Annotated in this window: 15 protein-coding genes; 4 read left to right on the top strand and 11 right to left on the bottom strand. The window is 56.7% G+C overall.

What is annotated here, in order from left to right:
* Positions 1-1,191: a hypothetical protein gene (locus tag ACWXTG_RS00555; protein WP_480220356.1), complete on the top strand. Its 1,191-nt coding sequence runs from the start codon at positions 1-3 to the stop codon at positions 1,189-1,191.
* Between the two features lie 18 nt (positions 1,192-1,209).
* On the opposite strand, the gene ACWXTG_RS00550 is transcribed toward ACWXTG_RS00555, so the two are convergent.
* The 11 genes from ACWXTG_RS00550 to ACWXTG_RS00500 form a co-directional block, all read right to left on the bottom strand.
* Positions 1,210-2,271, bottom strand: coding sequence for a CgeB family protein (locus tag ACWXTG_RS00550; RefSeq protein ID WP_480220355.1), 1,062 nt, complete (start codon positions 2,269-2,271; stop codon positions 1,210-1,212).
* A 95-nt stretch (positions 2,272-2,366) separates the two neighbouring features.
* Entirely contained in the window at positions 2,367-3,473 is a 1,107-nt protein-coding gene (locus tag ACWXTG_RS00545) for a glycosyltransferase (RefSeq protein WP_480220354.1), read from the bottom strand.
* Positions 3,474-3,476: 3 nt separating this feature from the next.
* Positions 3,477-4,166 (bottom strand): BUD32 family EKC/KEOPS complex subunit, encoded by a 690-nt coding sequence (locus ACWXTG_RS00540; RefSeq protein WP_480220353.1) that lies wholly within the window; start codon positions 4,164-4,166, stop codon positions 3,477-3,479.
* Complete coding sequence (locus ACWXTG_RS00535; RefSeq protein ID WP_407995836.1) at positions 4,160-4,828, bottom strand: HAD family hydrolase; 669 nt, start codon at positions 4,826-4,828, stop codon at positions 4,160-4,162. The genes ACWXTG_RS00540 and ACWXTG_RS00535 overlap by 7 nt, the downstream gene beginning before the upstream one ends.
* 89 nt (positions 4,829-4,917) lie before the next feature.
* Positions 4,918-5,547: a bifunctional 4-hydroxy-2-oxoglutarate aldolase/2-dehydro-3-deoxy-phosphogluconate aldolase gene (gene eda, locus ACWXTG_RS00530; protein WP_309564706.1), complete on the bottom strand. Its 630-nt coding sequence runs from the start codon at positions 5,545-5,547 to the stop codon at positions 4,918-4,920.
* A gap of 157 nt (positions 5,548-5,704) precedes the next feature.
* Positions 5,705-7,519 carry a phosphogluconate dehydratase gene (gene edd, locus ACWXTG_RS00525; protein ID WP_309564705.1) on the bottom strand — a complete coding sequence of 605 codons (1,815 nt, stop codon included), beginning with the start codon at positions 7,517-7,519 and terminating at the stop codon, positions 5,705-5,707.
* Positions 7,520-7,662: 143 nt separating this feature from the next.
* Positions 7,663-9,381 (bottom strand): carbamoyltransferase family protein, encoded by a 1,719-nt coding sequence (locus tag ACWXTG_RS00520; RefSeq protein WP_480220352.1) that lies wholly within the window; start codon positions 9,379-9,381, stop codon positions 7,663-7,665.
* A gap of 14 nt (positions 9,382-9,395) precedes the next feature.
* A complete protein-coding gene (locus tag ACWXTG_RS00515; RefSeq protein ID WP_480220351.1) occupies positions 9,396-10,880 on the bottom strand; it encodes a lipopolysaccharide kinase InaA family protein in 1,485 nt (494 codons plus the stop codon).
* Positions 10,873-12,576: a phosphoethanolamine transferase CptA gene (gene cptA / locus ACWXTG_RS00510; RefSeq protein WP_480220350.1), complete on the bottom strand. Its 1,704-nt coding sequence runs from the start codon at positions 12,574-12,576 to the stop codon at positions 10,873-10,875. Before cptA ends, ACWXTG_RS00515 begins: the two co-directional genes overlap by 8 nt.
* 34 nt (positions 12,577-12,610) lie before the next feature.
* Positions 12,611-13,447: a lipopolysaccharide core heptose(I) kinase RfaP gene (rfaP, locus tag ACWXTG_RS00505; RefSeq protein WP_480220349.1), complete on the bottom strand. Its 837-nt coding sequence runs from the start codon at positions 13,445-13,447 to the stop codon at positions 12,611-12,613.
* On the bottom strand, positions 13,444-14,619 hold the full coding sequence (locus tag ACWXTG_RS00500) for a glycosyltransferase family 4 protein (protein WP_480220348.1): 1,176 nt from the start codon (positions 14,617-14,619) through the stop codon (positions 13,444-13,446). The genes rfaP and ACWXTG_RS00500 overlap by 4 nt, the downstream gene beginning before the upstream one ends.
* A gap of 70 nt (positions 14,620-14,689) precedes the next feature.
* On the opposite strand from ACWXTG_RS00500, the gene waaC reads away from it, so the two are divergent.
* The 3 genes from waaC (at position 14,690) to dnaK (ending at position 18,336) form a co-directional block, all read left to right on the top strand.
* Positions 14,690-15,643: a lipopolysaccharide heptosyltransferase I gene (gene waaC / locus ACWXTG_RS00495; RefSeq protein WP_480220347.1), complete on the top strand. Its 954-nt coding sequence runs from the start codon at positions 14,690-14,692 to the stop codon at positions 15,641-15,643.
* 113 nt (positions 15,644-15,756) lie between these two features.
* The gene (gene grpE, locus ACWXTG_RS00490) at positions 15,757-16,284 is read left to right on the top strand and encodes a nucleotide exchange factor GrpE (RefSeq protein WP_480220346.1); all 528 of its coding nucleotides are present in this window, start codon (positions 15,757-15,759) and stop codon (positions 16,282-16,284) included.
* Between the two features lie 132 nt (positions 16,285-16,416).
* On the top strand, positions 16,417-18,336 hold the full coding sequence (dnaK, locus tag ACWXTG_RS00485; RefSeq protein WP_480220345.1) for a molecular chaperone DnaK: 1,920 nt from the start codon (positions 16,417-16,419) through the stop codon (positions 18,334-18,336).
* The last annotated feature ends 55 nt before the right edge of the window (positions 18,337-18,391 follow it).

The raw sequence follows: 18,391 nt of genomic DNA, 5'->3' as shown, positions 1-18,391 counted from the left end.
ATGAGGTTTCTCCAGTTTTTACGCAGTCCAACCTTTGCACTATACTCAATCAGTGCATGGATAATCAGTTTCCTCGTTATTGCAGGCTCACAAGCTCATAACAATGCGGGCTATCTCCTATTATTCATACCGGTCTTGATTTCATTGCAATTCAAAGAAATTAAGCAATTTTTTCGGCACCCTTTAGCAAAAATACTTCTCATCGTTATCTTGACGCTTATTTTCTCGGCCTGCATTGGAGACGGCAGCCCCTGGAAACAAGCCAAGTTCGGCCTAGTTGTTTTGTTGTTTTATCTCGCAGTGGCAAGATTGCCACTGCTCCTTGATGAAACAGTTTACAAAGCAGCTTGGGCATTTTTAGGCTTGTTGATTGCATATGTGATTTTCAACGCCGTACTGCAATCTATACAAGGCAGCTGGGCCTTAGGTTCGAGACTAGGTGAGCTGTATGCAAAACTTGAAAACGTCATTTACGTCACCAATAGCATGGGAGGCATGCTGGCGATCATCACACTTCTTGGGCTTAAGGCCAAACGCTATCGTGCAGTACTCCTCGCTCACATACTCGTTCTATTTTTTGCGCTGACTATACTGCAAACACGAAGCATCATCGGTATTTGGGCGTTAATCACCCTATTGTCTGGGCTCTCCCTTTATCGCCAGCGACTAGCCAATCGCAAGCTCATGGTCTCGCTGATTTCCGTTGGGCTGGTACTTATCATCATGATGATTGGACTGGTCTTCTTCAGCTCGATTGGCGATAGTTTGCTCGCACGCAAATTCTATCGCTTTGAAATATGGGGTGGTTTTATTGCGGAAACATTGCGCTGTGGCGTCTGGCTAGGTTGTGGGCCAGAACATGAGTTTACTTTCACCACCCAAGATCAAGTGCTTATCGTGCACCCACATAGTGTATTCGTCACCCAGTTTTACAAAGCCGGTATAGTTGGGTTCATTCCTCTTGTGATTCTTACCGCCTGGGCAATCGCCAGAGGCTTGCGGGAAAAATCTTGGGCAGGTTGGTACTTCACAGTGGGCGTATTGGGCTTATGCTTTGATGGAAGCAGCTTGTTCCACAGCACAAGTCAGCGCTGGCTACTTTTCCATTTACCGCTGGCATTGCTGATTGCGCAAGACTTACATCGCTCAATCAAGCAAAACAATCAGAACTCTACTCAGGTAACGATGTGATTCGCTTACGCTTGGCATCTATAGCTTATTTTGCATGAGGGCGCACATCTCCTGCGCCCTCGCTTCCCAGGTAAAACGCTTGAGGTAAGCAGCGTGTCCCTGCTGGGCGATTGCCATGCGCTTCTCTGGGTGAGCTAAATAGAAGCGTACCTTTTCCTGCAACTCCTGAGGCCCATGGAAGGTTTCAATTTCCTCCCCAGGCTTAAAGAGCTCAGCGACCTCGTCACAATAATCCGTGATCAAGAAACACCCTGCCGCGAGCGCCTCGAAAATTCTCAAGTTCACGCCAGTACCCGCCGCATAATAGGGGCCCCGTGTGACATTCAGGACAATTTTTGCGCCAGCTAGTAGTTGATGCAGATCAGCCCCCCAAACCGCATGGTCATCCACGCGCTTGATCAACTCTGGCGACATCAAGGGAAAATTGCGCTTCCATCGATTACCAAAAATGGAAAGATGGTCACGTAGGCTTTCCAGGACAAGAATCCTGCGCAAATCGCCACTTCCGACGAATAGCACCTCGTGTTTTTTTTCATGATCGGATGCACTGGGCGCCGCAATAAAGTTCGCCCCAAAGGGCACAAAACTGGCATCCAGTTGCCTGGTATCCTTGAAGAAATCGGCCGTCACCTTGGAGCATGAAAATATTTTCTTGTAGATGGGCAGCTCCTGCTCCAGAAAGAAAATAAATTCACGACGCTTGGTATAAAGGTTACAGCTATCCGTATCATACAAATAGATATCAAGCTGATATTGCTGAGCCAGCGCCTTTAGCGCAGCTGGGGTAATAAATTTATAGATAAACCCCACCACCAGGATGGCATCAGGCCGTGTTTGCTGGATCAATGCCGAGATAGCCGCAAGTTTACCTTTTGGTAGGTGAAAAAACGCATCGCCGCTGCTGTCCTTGGCTCGATTCACTAACTTAGTTACCGCCGATTTCAAGCCATACAATGGGATCTTCGGTATAGTCAACAGATTGTAATATGTGGTTTCAATGTCCAGATGGCGAAAAGCCTGCGCCAACTCCTCACCAAGTGGCACCCCTGCAATACCATCTAATATCAATAATTTTTTCATGATGAAGCTTTTCCACTCTTGAGTAGTGCCTTAGATGGGCTGGTAATGATGATATGTAATAAATCTGCATCGCCCAAGGAGTTAAAAGACTAGCGCTATACGCGCGATGGTAGTGTCCTGTTGTGTATCCCTGCGCGATCAATGAGCTCAAAGAATCTTATTCTCGCAGCTTCGTCTGAGAAGCTACGTCTCAAAATATCAGAGGCCAATGGTATTTCAGAGTCGACAGCGTTGATTAATTCCCGGGATAACTCTTCTGCGTTCCCAAGAGTAAATAAAGGTGCAAAAGCCCTGACCACCTCAACACCCCCTCCGCTATCACTACAAATAATCGGCAATTCTGCTGCCATGGCCTCGAGCAACACCATACCAAATGGTTCATGATCCGAGCTCAGAACAAAGAGATCAAACGCACGGAAATAGCGCCGTGCATCTGGGACCTGCCCAGCGAATCTAACTTGGTTAGCCAGTCCCAGCGTATTCGCCAAGGCCTTGAGATTCTGCTCCAGTGGGCCTTTGCCTAAGATCAGCAACAAGGTGTTGGCTGGCAACTGCGGCAAGGCCTGGGCAAAGCCGCGCAACAGGGTAGCCTGATCTTTATCGCGGTGCAGGCGACCAACATTGGCGATGACATAGGTATCGTCATCAAGGCCGAGAAAGCGGCGGGCATCGGGCCTAGGCAACAGGGATTGCTTGACGGCGTCGACATCAATACGGTTGTAAAGTGTTTGTATCTGCTCGGTAGGCCAGTGCTTGAGGTGCTGGCGCATTTCGTCCCGTACGGAATTCGACACGCATAGCATCAATATGCGCTTGCGGTAAAAGTTGACGAGGATGCGGCGCGTGAACCGCCCGTAGTCGTTGTAGTTATGGTGCACGCTCACCACTGGCAGATCAGTAGCGAGCAATGCCACATAGGTCGGCTTGGCACGGTGGGCAATACAAAATGCGAAGTTCCGGCTTTTCACCAATTGTCGGATTTTGGCAATCGCCCCCAGTTTGAGCCCTTTTACTTGCTTGCTGCTATAACCAAGGAAAATCACTTCATCGGAAGCGCTACCTCGCTCCACTTCGGGATCGGGTTTCCCGGTCAGATAGACCGTCACCACCTTGTAGGGACTATCCTTGAACAAGGCAGCATATTGGCGTGCGCAGTCGAGGAAGGGAGGATAATAGCTATGACAGATATGCAGTACGTACATGGTTCAAGCACCAGATAAAAACTTCAACTTCTGCCTAAGCACAGACACGGCTTTGGGTGACAATTGCGCCGTTGTGAAATAGCCATCCGCAAAAGCCTTGCGTTCAGCCATAGACAGCGACATCCAATCATCCCGATAACGCTGCAGATGGCGGAAGTTGCGTGCGCGATGCCAGTTGGTCAGGCTATGGTGATATACCTTGAGGTCGGCGATATCGATCAAGCCAAGCCTTCCTTCCGGCGTCTTGACAACATTGCCGAAATGCAGCGAGCGGAAATAAATGCCATCCTCATGCAATTGCGCGACAAAGCGCCCCAAATTTTCCATGATGGCATGATCCGCCAAGCCCGAGATATGCAATTGTCGCAATGTATGACCTAACAATGGCTGGTAAAGTACGGCGGTATCGGTGCTTTCCTCGAAATGGAACAATTGCACAATCTCGACCGTAGGAACACCAAGCCGCTTTAGCCTATCTGCATTGCGGCAAAACTTGCGCGCGTAGGAGTAAATGCGGGCCAGGGTAAAGGTGTGGCGCACGCGAAATACCTTGAGGATATTGCCATTCACCATCTGCAGCACTTTGATGCCACGCTCATCTTGCTCGAGCACCTTGGCGTTCCGGCTTAATTGCGCGAAGTGTTCCGGGGTAAGCAGGTGGCTGTTGCGAATATTCAGGCGGGGAATCAGCATGTATGCGTTAACAAGGCGTTTATATCGGGCAATGTAGCAATATCCTGACTGGCGCAATAAGCCTGCCAACCGGGGAAATCGGTCCATTTGTGCAGAAAGACGAAATCCAGGCCGGCTCGGCTCGACGACTCATGATCGTAGCGGCTATCGCCGATAAAAATCGCGGGCCGGCGGATATTATCGCGGCCGGTTTCGCGCGCCATGATCTCGTCCTTGTTATCCGGGCTGCCGAAAATGCCGCCATCAAACAATGAGGATAGCTTACGCTCGGCAAAAATGGCACGCAACTCTTCCTGGTCCCCACCTGAAATCACTAGCCAATTGCTGGCTGCGGTTTTTTCACGCAGTGCCTGCAGCCCAGGCGCAATTTCACAATTTGCCAGGCGCTCGCGCACCTCTCGGCCGAAATCCTGCAACAGGAATTCCACATCATCCTGAGCAAACGGCTTTTTCAGGATTTGCTTGAGGAAATACTCGAATTTGACGAAGCGGGAAATACCGCCCAGCTTGATATGGTAATCCACCAGTGCCTGCGCCTGCTGGTCGTCCGCGCCGAAGTTCTTGGCAGTGGCGTAATACGCCTCGATCTTGAGATGGTTGGAGTTGAGGATGACGCCATCGCAATCAAACACCCATGTGTGGTATTGCTCGAGATTCAGCATAGCGCGACCTGAAGGTTGATGCCACTGGCAAGGCAAAACATACCGGAAGTATGAAGAACACAGGCCCCGAGGGGCCTGTGATGAGCTAGTTAGGCTGCAGCCTTGATTGCACTGGCTTCGCGCGCCAGCTTGGTGATATGCGCCCAATCCTTGCGCGCCACGGCATCGCCAGGCGTAAGCCAAGTGCCGCCGCAAACCACGACGTTAGGCAGTGCAAGGAACTGCGGTGCGGATTCCACCGTCACGCCGCCAGTGGGGCAGAACTTGACATCGCCGAACGGGCCGGCAAAGCCCTTGAGCAGGTTGATGCCGCCCACGGCAACGGCGGGGAACAGCTTGAGGAAATAGTAGTCATCGGCATTCGCCTGCATGATCTCGCTGCCGGTGGAAACGCCCGGCAGCAACGGCAGACCGATTTCACGCGCCGCACGGCCGATCTCGCTGGTATAGCCGGGGCTGACGGCGAACTTGCAGCCGACATCCTTCACAGCCTGCGCATCCTTGATGCTACGCACCGTGCCAGCGCCGACAATCGCATCAGGCACGGCCTTGGCGATGGCTTCCATCGCTTGCAACGCCACTGGCGTACGCAAGGTCACTTCCAGCACCTTGATGCCGCCTTCGAGCAATGCTTCCGCCATAGGCACGGCATCTTCCACCTTGTTGATGACAATGACCGGGATTACCGGGCCATGGTTGGCTAAATCGAGTGTGCTCATGTTCTATATACCTATGGTTGATTATTAAAAATCTACAAGTGGGAAGGCAAACTATATTGCCATTTCAAAATCGCGGCGGACAAGGCGTTTGAGCGCAGACAGTACGCTAGTACGGCAAGCGAAAAACAACGCAGTCCCCCGCGCATTTTCAAATGAGCTAGAGCCAGGTGACGGCGCCTTCTTCGGCGCTGTGCACATTCTTGCGCATCCCGCCGAACAATTCGCGGCCAATGCCATGGCCATTGTTGTTACGCTGGGCTTCGGTCATCACCGCCACGGTACGTGCCTGCCACTCCTCATCGTCTACCAGCGCGTTCAGCGTGCCGACAATCGCATTGAGGCGGATCATGTCGCCCGTGCGGATCTTGCCGATCGCGCCGCCGGCAACGGCTTCCGGGCTCAAGTGGATCGCAGCCGGCACTTTGCCGGAGGCGCCGCTCATTCGGCCGTCGGTCACGATCGCGACGCGGAAACCCTTGCCCTGCAATACGGACAACGGCGGGGTTAGCTTATGCAGCTCAGGCATGCCGTTGGCGCGCGGTCCCTGGAAGCGCACGACGGCGATGAAATCCTTTTCCAGCTCGCCGCGCTCAAACGCGGCCAGCAATTCCTCCTGGCCGTTGAACACAATGGCAGGGGCTTCAATGATCTGGCGGTCTTCCGGCACGGCAGAACTCTTGATCACGGAACGGCCCAAATTGCCAGTCAACAGGCGCAGGCCGCCAGAGGAACTAAACGGCTTGGAAGCGTTACGCACGATCGTTTCATCAGGGCTTTCCTTCGGCAAGTCGACCCAGATCAGGCTGTCGTCGGACTTGACCGGCTTCTTGCCGAAATCACGCAAACCGCCAATCACGACGGAACTCACGTCGCCATGCATATAGCCGGCATCCACCAGCTCGCGGATCACGAAACTTGGGCCGCCAGCCGCCTGGAACTGGTTCACGTCGGCTGTGCCGTTAGGATAAACACGTGCCAGCAACGGGGTGTTCTGCGACAGCTTGGAGAAATCGGACCAGTCGATGATGATGCCAGCCGCCCGGGCCACGGCCACCCAGTGAATCAGGTGGTTGGTACTGCCGCCGGTGGCCAGCAACGCCACGATCGCATTGACGATGACGCGCTCATCCACCAGTTTGCCGATTGGCGTGAAGCGCTGCCCTTTGGTGATGGACAGCACGGTCTTGACCGCCTCACGGGTCAACAGCTCGCGCATATCGTCGTGCGGATGCACGAAGGCGGCGCCCGGCACATGCAGCCCCATCGCCTCGATCAGCATCTGGTTGCTGTTGGCGGTGCCGAAGAAGGTACAGGTACCAGCGCCATGGTAGGCGGCGGACTCGGAAGCCAGCAGCTCGTCACGGCCAACCAGGCCCTGTGCGTATTTCTCGCGCACCTTGGACTTGGTGGTATTGTCTATGCCGGTCGCCATCGGGCCCGCAGGCACGAAAACGGTCGGCAAGTGGCCGAAATGCAAGGCGCCGATCAGCAGCCCCGGCACGATCTTGTCGCACACGCCAAGCATCAAGGCCGCATCGAACACATCGTGGGACAGGGAGACCGCCGTACTCATCGCGATGGTATCGCGCGAGAACAAGCTCAGCTCCATGCCGGGTTCGCCCTGGGTAATGCCGTCGCACATCGCGGGCACGCCGCCCGCCACCTGCACGGTTGCGCCATGCTTGCGCGCTTCGTCCCGGATGATATTGGGATAGGTCTCGTATGGCTGATGTGCCGACAGCATATCGTTGTAAGCCGTCACGATACCGATATGCGGCGCCTTTTCCGCCACGACGCGGAACTTGTCGTTGTTAGGCAGGGCGGCAAAGGCATGCGCCACGTTCGCACAGCCCAGGCGGTCAGCGCCGCGCGTGCGGTTGATGATCTGGTCGATGCGTTGCAGGTATGCCTTGCGGGTCGGCGCACTACGTTCCCGAATGCGCTCGGTGACTTCTATCAGGGTTTGTGTCATTAATGGTGTGCTGCTGAAAAGTTGAATTTAGCCGGGAATTATCGCTGAAAGCGCCGGGCATCGTCAAATTAACCACGACTGGGATAAGGTAAAAAAACCATGGGCTTGCAACATCTGTTCTCTCGCTGCAAGCCCTGCCCGGCCTAGTTTTTGGTCACGAGGACATCTTCCATCAGAAGATATTCGAGATCGCACCCGTAGAACATATTGAGTGCATCCGTCGGGCTGCAAATCATCGGTTCGCCCCGCCGGTTCAATGAAGTATTGAGCACCACAGGCACATTGCGCAGGCGTTCGAGTTCCTCGATCAAGGCGTAATACCGCGGATTGGTTTCCCTGGTCACGATCTGCGCGCGTGCAGTGCCGTCCTCATGGACGACCTCGGGAATGCGCGGCTTCCAGTGCTCGGCCACATCGAAAGTAAACGTCATGTAAGGCGCAGGATGGTCGGTCTGCAGGATGTCCGCCGCAACGCGGTCCAGCATGCTGGGACAGAACGGCCGCCAGCGCTCGCGGTACTTGATCTGCGCATTGATGCGGTCGGCCACGCCGGGATGGCTGGGATCGCCGAGGATGCTGCGGCAGCCCAGCGCGCGCGGGCCGAACTCCATGCGGCCCTGGAACCAGGCCAGCGGGTTGCCGGCTGCCAGGATTTCAGCGCCTTTCTGCGGCGCGTTTTCAATGCGCTGGAACTTGGGCTTGGCAGGATGCGCCTCGCAGGCCGCCAGGCACTCCTCTGTGGTGAAAGATGGGCCGAGGTAGGCATGACGCATCGGCTCCAGCGGCTCGCCCATCTCCGCAGCCACATAGCTGGCGGCACCCAGCGAGGTGCCGTTGTCGCCGGATGCAGGCTGCACGAACAACTGTTTCACGTGCGGCAAGGCAATGATGCGCTGGTTGAGCTTGACGTTGAGCGCCACGCCGCCTGCCATCGCAATGCGGCCGGTCTCGCGAATGATGTCGCCGAGATAGTACTCGATCATTTCCAGCGCAATGTCTTCCAGCAACTGCTGCACGGAGGCGGCGTAATGGATATAGGGGTCGTCGATCTCGTCGCCCTGGCGCTTGGGGCCCAGCCACTCGATCAGCTTGGGCGTGAAGTAGAAGCCCTTGCCTTTTTCCTTGTAGCGGCGCAGTCCGACCACGTTGACGTAATCGGTATTGATCTTGAGTTCGCCATTCTCGAACTTGGCCAGGCGCGACAAATCGTAGCGCTTGGGATCGCCATAGGGCGCCATGCCCATGACCTTGAATTCGCCGTCCAGCATCTCGAAGCCGAGGTACTCGGTGATCGCGCCGTACATGCCGCCCAGGGAGTCCGGGTCGTAGAATTCCTTGATCTTGTGGATCTTGCCGTTCTCGCCGTAGCCGAAGAAGGTCGTGGCGTATTCGCCCTTGCCGTCGATGCCGACAATCGCGGTCTTTTCCTTGAATCCGCTCAGGTGATAGGCGCTGCTGGCATGCGCCAGGTGGTGCTCGACCGGCACGAAGCGCGCCTTGGTCAGGCCAAGCTCGCGCATCAGGTCCAGGGATTTGTCGCGGTTGCGACGGAAACGGCGGTTGCCGTTGAAAATGGCATCGAGTGCACGGTCAGGCGCATACCAGTAGCGCTTGGCGTAATGCCAGCGCGCACTGCTGCTCAATGGAATCTCGCCATAGGGAAATGCGACGATATCGACCTGCTCGGGCCGCACCCCGGCCTCGCGCAGACAGTATTTTGCCGCTTCCAGCGGAAACTTGTTCTTGGCATGCTTGTCGCGGATGAAACGCTCTTCTTCCGCGGCCGCTACAATTTTTCCATCCACAATAATGGCAGCCGAGGCGTCATGCCCCAACGCACCTGATAAACCTAGAATGATCATTCGTCTTTTTCGCTTTATTTAACTACGATGCCCGCCTGGTCCAGCACGCGGCCATCCGTATAAACCGCCCTGAAGGCCGTCATCAGCAACCGGCAAGTCGCAACATCGGCCCGCCAGTTCTTGAAGAACCGCTGCAGGTCGCGCACGTGCCTGCGCTCAAACCGCTTTCTGCACCTATGTTGCCGCATGCTGTCCAAATCGATCAGCAACGGATGCTGGTCATGTATCAAGACATTGGTCGCCTTGAAATCGCCGTGCTCCAGCTGCAGGCAAAATAACTGGAAAAACAGCCTGGCGATGCGCCGCGCTACCTGCTCGCGCGCTTCCTGATCGATTGACGCGTCGGCATAGAACTCCGCCGCATCACAGGCATGCACGAACTCGGTCAGCAAATAAGCCTCGCGCCGCAAACCCAGCCACCGGCGCTCCAGCACGGCCACGGCCGTCGGAGTGGCAATGCCCTTCACCTGCAAGCGGAAGGCGTTTGCCCATGATACAAGCGCCCTGGAAGGCCGCCACGCACGGCCCAGGCCATGCCAGAAATTCTTGATATTGTACCTTTTGATCACCATCTTGCGCTGATCAATTTCAATCGCAGCCACGGTGCAGGTGTTCCCGCTCTTGAGCCGCAATGCGCCTGCTGCATCGAGTAAACCGTCGGGCGCGGCCAATGCCTGCCGCAATATCTGGCTGTCCTTGGCGCGATTGACCGCCAGGTAATGCCGGGATGTTTGCTCCACATGTACATCGGTACACGGGCGCTGCACTTTCCTCGCGTACTGGCGCATCTCGTATTGCCAGTGCCGCGCGATAAGCCGCTGCATACTGGCGATATCGGGCAGTTGCTCGCCTGCCGTGGCCGCATATTGTTGCAACAGGCCGGGCAACCAGACAGGCACTGCATCGACATCGAACTTCGAGATCAGCCGAGCCAGATTGTCCCATTGCTGCCGCTGCCTGCCAAAGGCGCGCAGCTGCCGTATGCCGTCACCATCCAGGGTATAGATAGCCTGCGCATCCACTAGGAAGTTTTTCAGGTACAAATCCGTCTGCAGCAAGCCTGCACGGTGATGCCTGGCAATCTCCGCGACCAGGCGCCGGGCCAACGCAAGCCGCTCCCCGGCATCCATATCTTGCCAAACCTGCTCGGCATTGCGGGCTGGAACGGCTGCATAGAGCAGGACTTCGCACACCTGATCCGCCACACGGGACTCAAGCAGCAAGGCCGGTGTTGCAAGCCCCTTCTGCGCCAGCCAGAGGGCGCCGCGCTTGTCGCGCGCCGCATACTTGGCCGCCTGGCCGCCGATGAAAAACTTGGCGTAAATGGCCTGCCCCTTCAGCAAACCACAGCAAACCAGGCGCTTGCCCGGGACACGACGCACGACCTCCAGCGACTGCAATTCGCTGCCATCATCCAGCACCAGGCCGAATGTTGCAGCAGCAGCCCCTTTTGCATATTGCTGCAAATCAGGGATGGAGGGCGCAGCGGGCTCAGTCATGGGCATGAATGTCCAGCGGACGGATGGTGTCAGGCTGGTAAGGGTCGCCAATCAGCAATGGGTGCTCCTTGAATTGCGCATTCACAATGCTGAGCGACGGCTCGAAGCCGTCGAAGCTCAAGCCAGCCAGATCCGCCCAGGTATGGATGAAATGCGCGTTGCTATAGGGACGTTCCAACATGCCGTCGAAGCGCATGTCATGTCCCTCCCTCCACTCCTCGGACGCCCATATGATGAAAGGCACCGTATACATAGGCAGGGTGGGCTTGGCCTCGTTGCGCCCCAGCATGCCATGGCCTGGTGCATCGTAGACATCTTCGCCGTGGTCGGAGAAATAGACCAGCAGGCTGTTCGGGGCGCGCTTGCGCAGGCTTTCAATCAGGGTGGACATCACGTAATCATTGTAGAGCACGGCATTATCATACTGGTTATAGACCTTGGCCTGCCCCTCGTTCAGTATCGCGGGCACGCCCTCGCGTCCCTTGAAGACGTCAAATTCCGCAGGGTAACGGTACTCATATTTCATATGCGTACCAAGCAAGTGCACGATGATGAATTTCCTGGGCGCAGGATCACGCAGCACTTCCTCGAACGGGGCAAACACATTGGCATCATACTCGCGGGAGTTCTGTGCGCGGCTGTTATTCATGTAGAACTGCTCGTCCGTCTGCTTGGAGAAGTTGGCCAGCATGGTATTGCGTTTGGTAATCGTCTGGTGGTTGGTGATCCAGTACGACTTGTAACCCGCCTGGCGCATCATGTTCATGAGCGAAGGCTTGGTGAGATATAGCTCGGGATGCTCCTGGTCCGCAAAAGTCAGCGCCTGGGTCAATGCCTCTATCGTGTAGGGCCGTGGCGTCACCACATTGCCGAACACGCTCAACTCTTGCCGTAGGGCGTCCAGCTTGGGCGTCGTCTTGCGATGGTAGCCGTACAGGCTCATGCGCTGGCGGTTGGTCGATTCGCCCAGCACCAGCACCAAAGTCGCAGGCTGGCCTGCGTTGGCGTCCAGCAGGTTCGATAGCGGCGGAATCCTGCTGTTCTGCTCGAGCAAGGTTTCCATATTGGCAAGCTGTTTGCGGTAGTGGATGTAGCCTATCACCATCTGCCAGGGCACGGCAGGCTCCATGCGTATTTGCAATTTCTCCACGGCATCGTCGAGGCTTGCCTTGTTGAGTACCAACTGCTTGAACATCGGCTGCACGAACAGCAAGACCAGGATGCCCGTGGTCACTGCCCAAGCCGCGCGTGCGCTGATCTGGAGCGGCCCCAGCCTGCGCCAGAGCCAGTACGCCACCCCACTATGCAATAGCAATACCGGGATCATCCACCAGACGAAGTAGTGGGCAATGAACTCGCTGGACTCGGCCGCGTTAGACTCGAAAATCGTGAACATCACGCTTTGCGAGAACTCCTGCCCATAAATACAGAAATACCCCAGGCTGACCAGCGAGAACACCCATAGCACCAGCCCGATCACGGCGGCTATCTTGCGTGCTTGGCGCGGCACCAGCATGACTGGTATCAGCCACAGCAGGCTCATCACAACCGCTTGACGCATGCCGACAAAGATGGTCGCCCCGCTGATTTGCAGCAGGATGTGCGTGATGCCGGAGAAATAGAAGAAAAACAGGTAGTAGTTGAACCAAGCGCTCCAGTCGGAACGCTTCCAGGCGAACTTGAATGACATTTGCATAGATTTTCCGGCTATACGCCAGAGCTGCCATGCATTAGCCGATCATACCGCCAATCTGGTGCAGCCCAGGCTCAACCTTGTGTAATTTGATATAAAGTTTGATGGCGCGGGCCTGCACCTGCTGCCAAAAATCACGCTCCTCGCGCATGACCTGCCTAATAGGCTTGCCACGGTAACGGCGCAGGAAACGCAGATAATCCCTAGGAGCCAGTCCCGCATTCATCGCAGAGAAATATAATGCTGCTATATCCTTCATGCGATCCTGTGGGCGGATTGTCTCACGAATTCCGACCCGGTGCAGGTCTATGAGATACAAATGGATATCTCCGTGCCTGAGCCGCGGCAGGTCAAGGCAGATATGGCAGATATAGAAATCGCGGTGATTGAGGCCGCTGTCATGCAGACGGGCTGCCAAGGCGGCGACTTCCAGCAGCAAGCGGCGCTTGAAGCGTGGCTCGGGCGGCGCCTGCATCCACTGGTCCGCCAGGGTCTCCAGCGACAGTATCTCGCCTAGGTCGCGGGTGATAAGGAACGATTGCCGGCTTGCCGGGCTGCATCCGCGGCTGCCGAAACCTGCCAGCGGCGTGGTGGCGATGCCGATCTCGCCCAGCTTTTCTATCGCTTGCTTCTCAGTATTTGCACTGACCACTGGCACCTTGAGCGCCAGCAGGTTCTTGAAAATCTCCCTCCAGCCCACGCCGAAGTGCTGCTTGATGAAATAGGGCTGGCCGGCAATCTCCACGCGTATGGTCTTGCGTCCCGGCACATCGCGGAACACCTCCCCCTCCAGCGCCATCACGCGCGCGAATACGTCCCCCTCCCCCAGCGCCTGCGTCAGTTCCGGCGACAACTGCAACGCTTCGCAAGTCATATCGCAGCCTCCTGCTTTTGCCCGGCAATACGCAGCATGATCGCAGCCTCGGCGCTGCCGTCGTTTTCCGCCATCAATCTGCGCGCATATTGCAAACCGTTGTCGCGCCACCTCTCCAACCGGGTGTCCCTTGCATGCACAAGCGACACCATCTCCAACAGCATCCGATTTAATGTCGCCTGCTCGAACGGCACCGACACCACTTGCCCGGCATCGGCCTCCTGGACATGCACCGCATAGCCGCAGCTGGCTGTCGCCAGCACCGGTAAGCCGCTCGCCAGCGCTTCCAGGATAACCAACCCGGTATTTTCCCGGTAGGCCGGATGCAGGTAGAAATCCGCGCCTTGCATCAATTGCGGAATGTCGGGCCTGCCGCGTGAAATGATCAGGTTGTCCGCCACCTTGAGCTTGTTTGCCATCCTGATGAACGACGCAGGCTTGTCCTGCCCGATCGCGATCAGCTTGAAATCCTTGCGCATGTCGGGAGGCAAGCTCGCCAAGGCCTGCACGGCGCGATCCAGCCCTTTCATGTAGAACCCTGAGCCCACCAGCAGGGCAATCTTCGTCTCCGGCGGCAGGTTGAATGCATTGCGCAGATAGGCGCGCATTTCCGCACGGTCATGCAATTGCAGGCGTTCGCCGGAAAGATAGGGCGGAATGTAGTGGAAACGGTCGTCCTGGGTCTGGTACCAGCGCTGGAATACGGCTTTTTCCGCCATGTCCACCATCAGCATCTGCGTCTTCGCCTGCGGCGAGAAAATGGCCTGCTCTATCTTCTGGAACCAGCGGTAGCGCGGCGTCAGCCGATACAGCCAGTTGCGCTGCCTATGGGCGCGCTCGATAAAACAGGGATCGGCGGCAAAATACACGTCCAGGCCGCCCATGCGGTTGTACCCCACCATAAGGTCGAAACTGGGTTCACACGCAATGCGGGCTTGCGCCTGGCGGATGAAATCCTGATATTTCTGGAAATTGAACCAGCCATTGCCCGGCATGATGTGCGCACGGATATTACGTTCCGGCAGGCTCTCCCCTGGCATCTGGCCGTCCCAAGACATGGTGAAAATGTCCACGGAATGCCCGGCCTTGGCAAGCCGGGTGGCAGTGCGCAACATGTCGCGCTGCATGCCGCCATAAGGGAAATATTTGAAGATCAGGAAAGCAAACTTCAATGGCTCTAGCCTTCAATTGGGAAAAGAAGCTGAATTGTATGCGAAAATGCCGCCCATGCCTCGTTTGCTCATGATCAAAACCACTTCCTTGGGTGATGTCATCCACAATCTGCCCGCCATTACGGACATCAAGGCCATGTTTCCCGGCATGGAGATAGACTGGGTGGTGGAAGAAAGTTTTGCCGATATTCCGAGGCTGCATCCGAGCGTAAGCGAAGTCATTACTGTCGCAGTCCGGCGCTGGCGCAAGCACTTGTTCCAGGCCAACACTTGGCAGGAAATCCGCCACATGCGGCGCCAGTTACGCGCGCACGATTACGACTATGTCATCGACACCCAAGGCCTGCTGAAAAGCGCCTTGATCGGCTGGCAAGCCCGCGGCGCCTATCATGGACAGGACAGCGCATCCGCGCGGGAATCCTGGGCGGCCCTGCTCTACCAGCAACGCCATCCCGTGGCACGCGGCCAGCACGCAGTCGCACGCAACCGAGAACTGGCGGCACGCGCGCTGGGCTATGCCATTCCATCCAGCCCGCCGGACTACAGGATTCATGCCGTAGCTCCCGACGCCGCGCTGGGATTGCCCAGCCGTTATATTGCCGGGCTGCACGCCACCAGCCGGGACTCCAAGCTCTGGCCGGAAAACCACTGGGCCCAGCTGGGCAACGCTTTGCTCGGTCAAGGCCTGGCACTGGTGCTGCCCTGGGGGAACGCAATCGAGGAGGCCCGCGCGCAGCGCATTGCCAGCGCCGTCCCCGGCTGCGTGGTGTTGCCGCGGCTGTCCCTCACCCGGCTCGCTGCCGTGATCGGCAGCAGCCATGCCGCGATCGGCGTCGATACCGGCCTGGTGCATCTCGCCGCTGCGCTCAACCGACCCACCGTGGCGATCTATACCGACACCGACCCGCGGCTGACGGGGGTGCTTGCGCAAGACAAGCACAAGATCAGCAACCTGGGCGGACAAGGCCAGGTTCCGACAGTCGATGCCGTGCTGGAGGCCTTGGCGCAGATCACGGCACAATAGCACGCTAGCCGGTTAACCCAATCCCGCTCGAATAAAATTACTCCGCCCCTCTTGTAATCCGGGCATATACCCCCATTTGCTTCGTTGTTACATCATCACCAACAGGGACTATCATGCAACACGAAGACAAGACGCCAGAAACCGACCTGCAGGAAAATGCCGCCACTCCAGCACAAGAAGCTGGCGCAGCAGGTTCGATTGATGACAGGATTGCCGAACTGGAAGCCCAGCTGGCCGAGCAGCAAGCCGCCGTGCTGTATGCCAAGGCGGAAGGCGAAAACATCCGCCGCCGTGCAGCGGATGATATCGACAAGGCGCGCAAGTTCGCGCTGGAAAAGTTCTCGAACGAGCTGCTCGCCGTCAAGGACAGCCTGGATGCCGCACTGAACGTGGGTTCCGCCACACTGGAAAGCTATCGCGACGGCGTTGAGCTCACTGCCAAGCAACTGACTTCCGTATTCGAGAAATTCAGCATTGTCGAGATCAACCCGGTCGGCGAGAAATTCGACCCCAACAAGCATCAGGCGATCGGCGCGGTTGAAAGCGATGAGGAAGCCAACACCGTGGTCAACGTGCTGCAGAAGGGCTACACCCTCAACGAACGCGTGCTGCGTCCGGCGCTGGTCATGGTTGCAAAATAAAACCATCCAGCTTTGCCATCGGGATTTTGCAGATGATTTTTGCAAACCAGGCTTGAAATCGCATCGCCTATCCCCACTTTGGCAACATAGTTATCCACTTTTAGAGTCAAAAGAACACAAGGAATCAAGACAATGGGAAAAATTATTGGTATTGACTTAGGCACCACCAACTCCTGCGTAGCCGTGATGGAAGGTGGCAAGCCACGCGTGATCGAGAACGCCGAAGGCGCCCGCACCACGCCATCCATCATTGCATATCAGGAAGACGGTGAAATCCTGGTTGGTGCGCCAGCCAAGCGCCAAGCGGTGACCAACCCCAAGAACACCCTGTTCGCCGTCAAGCGCCTGATCGGCCGCCGCTTCGATGAGAAGGAAGTGCAAAAGGACATCGGCCTGATGCCCTACACCATCACCAAGGCAGACAATGGCGACGCCTGGGTGGAAGTGCGCGATAGCAAGCTGGCGCCTCCGCAAATCTCCGCGGAAGTGCTGCGCAAGATGAAGAAGACTGCGGAAGACTACCTGGGCGAGGAAGTCACCGAGGCCGTCATCACCGTGCCAGCCTACTTTAACGACGCACAGCGCCAGGCCACCAAGGACGCCGGCCGTATCGCCGGCCTGGAAGTCAAACGCATCATCAATGAGCCGACTGCGGCTGCGCTGGCCTTCGGCCTCGACAAGCAGGAAGGCGACCGCAAGATTGCAGTCTACGACTTGGGCGGCGGTACTTTCGACATCTCCATCATCGAAATCTCCGAGATCGACGGCGAGCACCAGTTTGAAGTATTGTCCACCAATGGCGACACCTTCCTCGGCGGCGAAGACTTCGACAACCGCCTGATCGACTTCCTGGCCGACGAGTTCAAGAAGGAAAACGGCCTCGACCTTCGCAACGACCTGCTGGCAAAACAACGCCTGAAGGAAGCTGCCGAAAAGGCCAAGATCGAGCTTTCCTCCAGCACACAGACCGAAGTCAACCTGCCTTACATCACGGCTGACGCTTCGGGGCCCAAGCACTTGGTGGTGAAGATCACCCGCGCCAAGTTCGAGAGCCTGGTGGAAGACCTGATCGAGCGCTCCATCAAGCCTTGCGAAGTGGCATTGAAGGATGCTGGCGTTAAGGTTTCCGACATCCAGGACGTGATCCTGGTCGGCGGCCAGACCCGCATGCCAAAAGTACAGGAAAAAGTGAAGGAATTCTTCGGCAAGGAGCCACGCAAGGACGTGAACCCTGACGAGGCCGTAGCGGTCGGCGCCTCCATCCAGGGCGGCGTGCTGCAAGGCGACGTGAAGGACGTGTTGCTGCTCGACGTCACTCCGCTCTCCCTGGGCATCGAAACCCTGGGCGGCGTGATGACCAAGCTGATCCAGAAGAACACCACGATCCCGACCAAGGCATCGCAAGTGTTCTCCACTGCCGACGACAACCAGTCTGCCGTGACCATCCACGTGTTGCAGGGCGAGCGCGAAGTCGCTTCCGGCAACAAGAGCCTGGGCCAGTTCAACCTCAGCGACATTCCGCCTGCACCGCGCGGCATGCCGCAGATCGAAGTCACTTTCGACATCGACGCCAACGGCATCCTGCACGTATCGGCCAAGGACAAGGCGACCGGCAAGGAAAACAAAATCACCATCAAGGCCAACTCCGGTTTGTCTGATGAAGAGATCAAGCGCATGGAAGAAGACGCCGCCAAGTACGCAGATGAAGACAAGAAGCTGCGTGAACTGGTCGACGCGCGCAACAGCGCCGACGGCGCGATCCACAGCGTGAAGAAGTCCCTGGCCGAACACGGCGACAAGCTCGACGCCGCCGAGAAGGAAGCCATCGAGAAGGCCGTGCAGGAGCTCGAAGATGTCGTCAAGGGCGACGACAAGGACGCCATCGAGAGCAAGACCACCGCCTTGATCGAGGCTTCGCAGAAGCTAGGCGAGAAGGTCTACGCCGCGAGCCAGGCCGAAGCCGGTACCGAGCAAGCCGAGCCGCAGGAAAAGACCGTGGACGCCGACGTGGTGGATGCCGAGTTCGAGGAAGTCAAGGATGACAAGAAGTAAATCCTTTACCATGTAACCTCATGAGGCACACAGGGTTTTCCCTGCTGTGCCTCAT

It is taken from the genome of Methylobacillus sp. DLP286 (assembly GCF_056636515.1).
This window is presented reverse-complemented; position numbering and strand designations above follow the sequence as displayed.

Coding starts and splice junctions, on each gene's coding strand:
- edd (WP_309564705.1), bottom strand. CDS start 7,519: ATGACACAAACCCTGATAGAAGTCACCGAGCGCATTCGGGAACGTAGT.
- ACWXTG_RS00545 (WP_480220354.1), bottom strand. CDS start 3,473: ATGTACGTACTGCATATCTGTCATAGCTATTATCCTCCCTTCCTCGAC.
- ACWXTG_RS00520 (WP_480220352.1), bottom strand. CDS start 9,381: ATGATCATTCTAGGTTTATCAGGTGCGTTGGGGCATGACGCCTCGGCT.
- dnaK (WP_480220345.1), top strand. CDS start 16,417: ATGGGAAAAATTATTGGTATTGACTTAGGCACCACCAACTCCTGCGTA.
- ACWXTG_RS00515 (WP_480220351.1), bottom strand. CDS start 10,880: ATGACTGAGCCCGCTGCGCCCTCCATCCCTGATTTGCAGCAATATGCA.
- rfaP (WP_480220349.1), bottom strand. CDS start 13,447: ATGACTTGCGAAGCGTTGCAGTTGTCGCCGGAACTGACGCAGGCGCTG.
- waaC (WP_480220347.1), top strand. CDS start 14,690: ATGATCAAAACCACTTCCTTGGGTGATGTCATCCACAATCTGCCCGCC.
- ACWXTG_RS00555 (WP_480220356.1), top strand. CDS start 1: ATGAGGTTTCTCCAGTTTTTACGCAGTCCAACCTTTGCACTATACTCA.
- ACWXTG_RS00550 (WP_480220355.1), bottom strand. CDS start 2,271: ATGAAAAAATTATTGATATTAGATGGTATTGCAGGGGTGCCACTTGGT.
- ACWXTG_RS00535 (WP_407995836.1), bottom strand. CDS start 4,828: ATGCTGAATCTCGAGCAATACCACACATGGGTGTTTGATTGCGATGGC.
- eda (WP_309564706.1), bottom strand. CDS start 5,547: ATGAGCACACTCGATTTAGCCAACCATGGCCCGGTAATCCCGGTCATT.
- ACWXTG_RS00540 (WP_480220353.1), bottom strand. CDS start 4,166: ATGCTGATTCCCCGCCTGAATATTCGCAACAGCCACCTGCTTACCCCG.
- grpE (WP_480220346.1), top strand. CDS start 15,757: ATGCAACACGAAGACAAGACGCCAGAAACCGACCTGCAGGAAAATGCC.
- cptA (WP_480220350.1), bottom strand. CDS start 12,576: ATGCAAATGTCATTCAAGTTCGCCTGGAAGCGTTCCGACTGGAGCGCT.